Origin of the sequence: Flavobacterium sp. (genome assembly GCF_035760125.1) — a bacterium.
In the GTDB taxonomy this organism is placed as follows: domain Bacteria; phylum Bacteroidota; class Bacteroidia; order Flavobacteriales; family Flavobacteriaceae; genus Flavobacterium.
The window spans coordinates 1-4883 of record NZ_DASTTN010000336.1 but is presented as its reverse complement, the minus strand read 5'-3'; the positions used below and the strand labels follow the sequence as shown (position 1 = coordinate 4883).

The following is a 4883-nucleotide window of genomic DNA, read 5'->3' as shown; positions in this document are numbered from 1 at the left end:
AAACCACAACTTCTCTCTTCCAAATAATCTGGGCGAGCCACCACTAGAAAAAGGGGCCAATTCGCAGTTCCGCTTATTCGCCCCTTTCTCTACTGCTGTCGGGCTATACGCGCTACTTCGGTAGCCTGCTTCTATCCCTCTCGCAACTCGCAACAACATATTACAATCCCCCACAACTTTTATTTTCCCGAAATCAATTCGCCTCACAAAAAAGAAAATCAAGAAAAAATCACAATATTTGTGCCACGAAAAGATTTCAATATGCTTCAAAATAATTTCTCCACTTTCCTGCTCGAAACCGGCACCGATGAAGCCGGACGCGGTTGTCTTGCCGGTCCAGTCACCGCAGCAGCGGTGATTCTGCCATTTGATTTTAAAAATACAATCCTAAACGACAGTAAACAATTAAGCGAAAAGGCGAGAGAAAAACTGAGACCTATCATTGAATTAGAAGCCATTACATTTGCTGTAACCCATTTACATCCAAATGAAATTGACGAAATCAATATTCTGAACGCTTCTATGAAAGGAATGCAGGAATGCGTCTTGAAATTAACTCAAACTCCCGAATTTATTATTGTTGACGGCAATAGAGCATTGAACGCAAAATTGGGTTTGAAGAACACTTTCGGAAAACAATTCTCCAAAACCGAAATCGAATTATTGAAATCAATTCCGAATCAAAGTATTATAAAAGGAGATTCGAAATACTTAAGCATCGCTGCGGCATCAATATTAGCAAAAACCTATCGTGATGAATATATGGACAAAATTCACGAAGAATTCCCAATGTACAATTGGAAAAAAAATAAAGGCTACCCCACCCAAGAACACCGTGACGCGATCCGAAAATATGGTACTACAAAATACCACAGAATGAGTTTTAGGTTATTGCCAGAGCAATTGAAATTGGATATTTAGATTGTTAGATTTTTCAAATTATCGAACAATCGAACATTCAAACAAATCAGAGAAATGTTTTAAGATTTTTTCTTTCACTTCTTGTTCATCTACTTTTTCAACACCGAGTTCTACATGAAGTGAAGTAACTGCTTTACCACGAATTCCACACGGAATGATGTTGTCGAAATACCCCAAGTCAGCGTTGACGTTTAGGGCAAAACCGTGCATTGTTACCCAACGCGAAGCACGAACTCCCATGGCACAAATTTTTCGGGCGAATGGCGTTCCCACTCCTAGCCAAACTCCGGTTTCACCGTCACTTCTACCACACTCCAAACCGTATTCCTGTAAAGTCAGAATAATGGCTTCCTCCAGAAAACGCAAGTATTTATGAATATCCGAAAAGAAATTCTCCAAATCAAGAATAGGATAACCAACAATTTGTCCGGGCCCATGATAAGTAATATCACCACCACGATTGATTTTGTAGAAAGTCGCGCCTTTGGCTTCCAATTGTTTTTCGGACAAAAGCAAATTACTCAAATCACCACTTTTTCCTAAAGTATAAACGTGAGGATGTTCTACAAACAAAAAATAATTGGGTGTTGGAATAGCAGTTTCTTCTCTCCTATTTTGGATCTTCAAATCTACAATTCCCTTAAACAATTCTTCTTGGTATGCCCAAGTTTCATTGTAATCTTTATTTCCTAAATCTTGAAGTTGGATGGTTTTATTCATTTCTTTTATGAGATGCTGAGAATCTAAGAGACAAAGATTCTAAGATTTATTTTTTGCAAATGTACAAATGTTTATTGCAACCTAAACCGTTTGAAAGCCTGTTATTAGTCTACCGTTTCGGGTTCCAAAACCACCTCCAAGTTTGTACTTATAGGATTTTGCAGGCAATCGGATAATAGAAATTGTAGTGATAGTGATTTACGGTCATCGCTAATTTTAGCAAATGGATTGGAAACTGATTGAATTTTTCGAGGAAAATGATAGTTCAAAACATAATTCTGAACCAGTTTGTATCCTTTGTATTTCGCTTTTATTTCTTCTATTTTATCAAATTCCTTTTTTTGTTCGAGAGTATCGATAATCGTTACGGTTCTATTGAAACGATTGCCAGTGTAATCGTAGCATACTTTGTAATAATGCTCTTCGGCACTTAGCGCATAATTATTTTTTATATCATCTATATAATGATCAGTTTTAGAAAGATCAACAATATCGGAAGCTTTTTGAAAATTCTGGGTATAAGTAGTTCTGAATTCTTTTTCGTAAGAACTTGCTTTTCTATGAACTTTCACATTCGAATACCTCAAAAATACTTTTTGGTCGGCTACAGGTGTTCTGGAAAATGTTTCTTGATGTTTCTTGATATAATCACCAAAGACGTAAGTTGTGTCTTTATAAATATCTTCCTTCGAATAATTTTCTTTTGCAATCTGCATATAACTGTGTTCTTCTCTTAGATTCGTGACTTCAATAATTCCGCTACCGTCAGAATTGAGATGAATAGTTTCGGTCACTTGACAGCTTACGTTTATGAGAATTAGGAAGAGAAAGAAAAATCTTTTCATGTTTTTAAAGTTTCTAAGAGGCTGAGATTCTGAGCTGCTAAGTTTTTTGTTTTGAAGCGAAGTTACATTATTTTGTACGTAATTTTATAAAAACAACACTTTCAAAGACTTTCATTTAGTTTTTAAAAACTGTTTATTTATTGTTCAAATTCCACTTTAAAGCCAAAATCAACATTACTTTCTTGCATATTATCCAAGGAAATTTCAACAATAAAGCTTTTTCTATCTGGTGCTATTAAAGCATTTTTGATTGAAACATTTTTAATCTTTTTAGGAAAATGATATTCGGCAATATATTTACATTCTTTAAGCATCTCATCCATTTTTTTTGAGAATGGATCGTCACTTTTTTCTTTTTTTGCTTCTTTCTTTTTAACTTTTTTATCTTCTTTTGAAGGTGTGACAGTCTTAATAAAAACTTTACCATCATAAAAAATAGTCGTAGTCCCTTTCTCTTCAGGTTTTGGAATTGAACTAAAAGCGCCTAATCGTTTTTTATCTGCGACCGCTAGGGCTTCTAAGCTTTCAGCTGGTGTTGCAAGTTTTTGAAAACCTACTACACTAGGAAATTCAAACATCATATTGTACTCAAATTCCTTTTTTTCTTCATTAATTTTTAAACTGACTTTAAAATTCTCCAGAATTTTAAAAATCTCCGTTTCTTTCTCCAACTTCTCAATTTTATCTTTATCAGTTTCCGGCAATTTGGATATGCTGTCTTTTATTTTAGTAAATACCTCTTTAAAAGTAAAAGATGTATCTACTATTTTATTAATTTGACTAGAATCGGTCTTTTTCATACCCAATTTAAACATAGGAGACATATCAAATCCATATGAAAAATTTCCCGATCCATCTTCATTCATCACCATTTTTTCCTTCATAATACAACTGGAAACACTAAAAACAAGCACTAAACAAATTAAAATTTTCTTCATTTTTTCACATTACAAAGTTCATGTAGGCAATATAGTAAGATTTTTAGTGATTTATTCGATTTCTTTTAAATCAAAACTATTTTTGAAAATAAAAACTTGTAAAATAGCCCCGATAGAAGTGAAAATCCTTTTTTGTTTTCCTTTAAAAACAAAAAAGATTGCAACGAATGGCGGGAGAATTCTTCTTGAAAACAACTAAATTTTGTGCTCCAAAAAATCTGAAAACTGCTTTCTAAAATTTGCAATCTATTTGTTATCTTTGCGGACTTAAAAAACAGTATATAATGGCCTTATCAGAACAAGAAATCATCCGAAGAGAAAAACTTCAATCATTGCGTAATTTAGGAATCAATCCTTATCCTGCTAATCTTTTTCCTGTAAATCATACTTCGAAACAAATAAAGGAATCTTTTGAAGAAGGTAAAAAGGTGATTGTTGCTGGGCGTTTGATGAGTGTGAGAGATCAAGGAAAAGCTTGTTTTGCTGAGCTACAGGATAGCGAAGGGCGTATACAATTGTATGTGAATCGCGACGTTTTGTGTTTGGGAGAAGATAAAACTTTATACAATCAGGTATTCAAAAAATTGACCGATTTGGGTGACTTTATTGGTATTGAAGGAGAATTATTTACTACCCAAGTAGGTGCAAAATGTATCCGCGTAAGTGGTTTTACTTTCTTGAGTAAAACTTTGCGTCCGTTGCCATTGCCAAAAGTGGATGAAGAAGGAAACGTTCATGATGCATTTAACGATGCTGAATTGCGTTACAGAATGCGTTATGTAGATTTAACCGTGAACGATCATGTGAAAGATACTTTTATCAAAAGAACCAAATTGTTTAACGCCATGCGTTCTTTCTTTAATGACAAAGGATATCTTGAGGTAGAAACTCCTGTTTTGCAATCAATTCCTGGTGGTGCTGCAGCGAGACCTTTTATCACGCACCATAATTCGCTTGACATTCCGCTATACATGCGTATTGCGAATGAGTTGTATTTAAAAAGATTAATCGTAGGTGGTTTTGACGGTGTATATGAGTTTTCGAAAAACTTCCGTAACGAAGGAATGGACAGAACGCATAACCCGGAATTTACCGCAATGGAAATATATGTAGCCTACAAAGACTACAACTGGATGATGGATTTTACAGAAAACTTGTTAGAACATTGCGCTATTGGTGTCAATGGAACTAGTGAGGCAACTTTTGGCGAACATAAAATCAGTTTCAAAGCGCCTTACGCTCGTGTTACAATGACGGATTCTATCAAACATTTTACTGGTTTTGATATTTCTGGCAAAAGTGAAGCTGAACTTTTTGAAGCTGCGAAAGGAATGGGAATTGACGTTGATAAAACGATGGGTAAAGGAAAATTGATCGATGAGATTTTTGGAGCGAAATGCGAAGGAAATTATATTCAGCCAACGTTTATCACGGATTATCCAAAGGAAATGTCGCCACT

General features: G+C 34.7%; 5 protein-coding genes. 2 read left to right on the top strand and 3 right to left on the bottom strand.

All coding sequences use genetic code 11. The features are described 5' to 3' along the window. Nucleotides 1–261: 261 nt before the first annotated feature. The gene (locus tag VFS71_RS12045; protein ID WP_326401530.1) at nt 262–921 is read left to right on the top strand and encodes a ribonuclease HII; all 660 of its coding nucleotides are present in this window, start codon (nt 262–264) and stop codon (nt 919–921) included. Nucleotides 922–939: 18 nt separating this feature from the next. Here VFS71_RS12045 and lipB read toward each other — a convergent pair whose 3' ends face one another. From lipB to VFS71_RS12030, 3 genes are all read right to left on the bottom strand, one after another. After that, complete coding sequence (lipB, locus tag VFS71_RS12040; protein ID WP_326401531.1) at nt 940–1650, bottom strand: lipoyl(octanoyl) transferase LipB; 711 nt, start codon at nt 1648–1650, stop codon at nt 940–942. A gap of 95 nt (nt 1651–1745) precedes the next feature. Next, nucleotides 1746–2486: a hypothetical protein gene (locus VFS71_RS12035; RefSeq protein WP_326401529.1), complete on the bottom strand. Its 741-nt coding sequence runs from the start codon at nt 2484–2486 to the stop codon at nt 1746–1748. A gap of 137 nt (nt 2487–2623) precedes the next feature. Next, on the bottom strand, nt 2624–3424 hold the full coding sequence (locus VFS71_RS12030) for a hypothetical protein (protein WP_326401528.1): 801 nt from the start codon (nt 3422–3424) through the stop codon (nt 2624–2626). 284 nt (nt 3425–3708) lie between these two features. On the opposite strand from VFS71_RS12030, the gene VFS71_RS12025 reads away from it, so the two are divergent. Continuing rightward, a partial coding sequence (locus VFS71_RS12025) for a lysine--tRNA ligase (RefSeq protein WP_326401527.1) occupies nt 3709–4883 on the top strand: 1175 nt, incomplete at its 3' end.

Bases quoted from the DNA above. Each gene is read 5' to 3' on its own strand.
- VFS71_RS12035 (WP_326401529.1), bottom strand. From the start codon at position 2,486: ATGAAAAGATTTTTCTTTCTCTTCCTAATTCTCATAAACGTAAGCTGT.
- VFS71_RS12030 (WP_326401528.1), bottom strand. From the start codon at position 3,424: ATGAAGAAAATTTTAATTTGTTTAGTGCTTGTTTTTAGTGTTTCCAGT.
- VFS71_RS12045 (WP_326401530.1), top strand. From the start codon at position 262: ATGCTTCAAAATAATTTCTCCACTTTCCTGCTCGAAACCGGCACCGAT.